This window comes from Quyinboa mangrovi (assembly GCF_042219825.1).
Lineage (GTDB): Bacteria > Bacteroidota > Bacteroidia > Bacteroidales > UBA5342 > JBHJHP01.
The window spans coordinates 1-2,922 of sequence record NZ_JBHJHQ010000026.1; the positions used below are offsets into that span (position 1 = coordinate 1).

At 32.8% G+C, this 2,922-nt stretch carries 4 protein-coding genes; all 4 read right to left on the reverse strand.

The window, feature by feature from the left end; all coding sequences use genetic code 11:
- Positions 1-223: hypothetical protein (locus ACE1ET_RS20300; protein WP_375730257.1), on the reverse strand; the 223-nt coding region annotated here is incomplete at its 3' end.
- Positions 213-785: a hypothetical protein gene (locus ACE1ET_RS20305; RefSeq protein ID WP_375730258.1), complete on the reverse strand. Its 573-nt coding sequence runs from the start codon at positions 783-785 to the stop codon at positions 213-215. The genes ACE1ET_RS20300 and ACE1ET_RS20305, both read right to left, overlap by 11 nt.
- Before the next feature lie 210 nt (positions 786-995).
- On the reverse strand, positions 996-1,796 hold the full coding sequence (locus tag ACE1ET_RS20310; RefSeq protein WP_375730259.1) for a 5'-methylthioadenosine/S-adenosylhomocysteine nucleosidase family protein: 801 nt from the start codon (positions 1,794-1,796) through the stop codon (positions 996-998).
- Between the two features lie 429 nt (positions 1,797-2,225).
- Entirely contained in the window at positions 2,226-2,804 is a 579-nt protein-coding gene (locus ACE1ET_RS20315; RefSeq protein ID WP_375720641.1) for a hypothetical protein, read from the reverse strand.
- Between the last annotated feature and the right edge of the window lie 118 nt (positions 2,805-2,922).

Sequence of the window (2,922 nt, forward strand, 5' to 3'; positions counted from 1 at the left end):
GTATAAAAAAGAAAACTATTAGGATATATTTATTCATATTATGTAATTCCCCTTCTAATATGGTTGCACACAACGTTCCCGCGGTATGGTGTCGTGGCAGTTTCTGTCCGATAGGATAGGAACTGTCAGGACGAAAAGAGCAGGCTGCGAACGTTGAATTATTTGGTTTAAAAATACTGCCATGCACTATACCGGGTGTTGTGGCCAGTATTTTATTTTTCAATCACAATAAACTCTTCCGTAGTAAATTTCTTATCTAATATTTGAACATCACCAGTGGATTTATTAATCGTAATTTTTATCCAGCCTATCAGATTATTGTTGCTATTATTAATTACAATTCCTAAATAGTAGGAATCTAAATTCAAATTACTCTGAATTTTCCACTCACTTGGCCATAAATAGTCATTAACTGATGAATTTGAAATTGATACAAAGGCAGGGGCTAAATACTTTTCCCAGTAATAAGGCTCTGTTGTGTTTATCCGAATAGTATCGTTTAATTTATTAAATAATGTATATTCATTTTGTTTCAATAAAATAGAACTTTCATTTAAGGGTTCAATTAATCCAGAAATTCCATCTCCTGAACTATTAATTCCATCCCAAGTAAACCACCGATATTCAATTTTAATGTCATTGACTGAATCGTCATTTAAATCGTAACTAACCGCTTCTGGTGTTTCAGGTGGATTTTTACTTAGATTTTCATTTGAATTATCATCCTTTTCGCAACTGCAAATAATGAAAGTGGTAAAGATTATCCATATATATTTTGTTTTCATAGGTGTAATTTTTTTCGTGTTTATTCTTATTCAGTATAGATGATAAGGTTGCTTAATATTGGCCACAACGTTCCCGCGGTATGCTGTCGTGGCAGTTTCTTTCCGACGGGAAAGGAACTGTCAGGACAAAAGAGACAGCCGGCGAACGTTGAAATATTATATTTAAAATAACTGCCATGCACTATGACCGCGTGTTGGGGGCAGTTGGTATTACAATAATTTAGAGTCATTTTCAACAATATAATTAATAAGTTCATCAGCAATTTTCGCTGAATTCACTTTTGCTTTTCTTTTAAATTTATCATCCTTATGTTCGCCAAAGTCCATGATTCCTTTTAGCACAATAGTCTCAATATTTGGGTAAAGCTGATTAATACAAGCAAGTACATATGCCTCCATATCAAAACCAGCAACTTTGCGATTTGCAGATTTTATAATATTATCTCGCATTTTCTTGTAACTGACTACACTAGCTCCTGAACAGAAACCACAATCTAACTCAACTTTAAAACGAGGCTTTCTTATAGTCTGAAGCATGTCAGAAACAATACTTCGTAAGTTTTGACTAACATCGTAATGCCTATGCTCTACTTTAAAAACTCCTTTGTCATTATGTTTTCCTGAATCATAGGCGTATATATAGTCAGGAATAAGTACATCTCCTTCATTCTCTCCGTTTGTATTTGTGTCTGTTTTCTTGTTTAAACCAGCACAAGTACCGATGAAAATAACATATTTTGGTTTCAAAATCTCAATAGTTTTAGTTATTCCAACACCATTCATTGGCATTCCCATTCGATTTAATGAATAACTAATAACATTGTAGCTTCTTTTCTTTGAATTTGTAACCTTATATTGTCGAATATTTTGGTCATCACTTATATATGACCATTTTTTCCCAGCAAGTAAGGGAGTCATTTCTTCGTGTAATGCTGATGCAACCAAAATAGGATATGTATCAACAGAATAATCTTTAAAAAAAATACCCCCAATGGTTTCTATTATATTCATATCTATAACCATTTAAATTATTTCTTTTCAATTCCCATATTGGGGTATTTACTTTTAAGTTTGCTTATTGAGCTATCTCTGAATTCTTCAATCTGGTTTTGATTTGGAAGGTTCAAATTCGTGTTATTATTTATAATATACTGAAGTATTTCCTCCAGTACATTTATTCGATGTTCGACATCTAATATCGAATTCACTACCTGAATATCTCCTATTTTCATTTCTTTAATTAATTATATGTGTTTTATTTCTAAATTATTATTTTCCTTTCAATTGCCCCCAACGTTCCCGCGGTATGGTGTCGTGCGGTTGACTGTCCCACGAAGTGTAGACTGTCAAGCCGAAAACGACGGCATACGGAATAAAGATTTGCTGGTTAAAACAAAACCGCATGCACTATGAACCGCGTGTTGTGCAAAGTAATTAATTTCAATAATCCACCAATTTATCATACAATCCTTTTCTTAATCCCCAATCAGTAAGTACACTATCAAATTGAGAAAAGGTTAATGTTTCAATTGGCAATTTATTCATATAATCAGATCTTGTTTTCAAAGTCATAACTCTTAATGAATCACGGATAATATTGGGCTTTATGAATTTTAATGTTAAAATCTTGTCTTGCTTTTTATTTATGAAATCATCCTCGATACTGTAGATGTCAAACAGATCAAATCGTATAATTTTACCAGAATGATATATGCTATCTTGGCTCAATGATCTGTAGTTTGACCATTTTGTTTCTATAATATTAAGGTACATTAAGGAATCAAGTTGTGGTAACTGATATTTTTTCCAAGTATTTTGTTCTTCGTATATTGAATAATCACGATGTAGATCTGAAAATATAAATGATATAAGAAGGACCGTCAATAATAATGACCCTGACTTTTTAAGAATCTTTTCTCCTTTTTTCGTGTCGGGGGATTTTAAAATAATTATCAATCCGATAAATGCTGCCGTGGCTATTAATCCTATAAGAATGAATAATATAGTTGTTGTCTTCATATCATAAGTTTCGATTTGATAGTGTGTCTAAGTTATTTTGCACAACGTTCCCGCGGTATGGTGTCGTGGCAGTTTCTTTCCGACGGGATAGGAACTGTCAGGACGAAAAGAGCTTGCA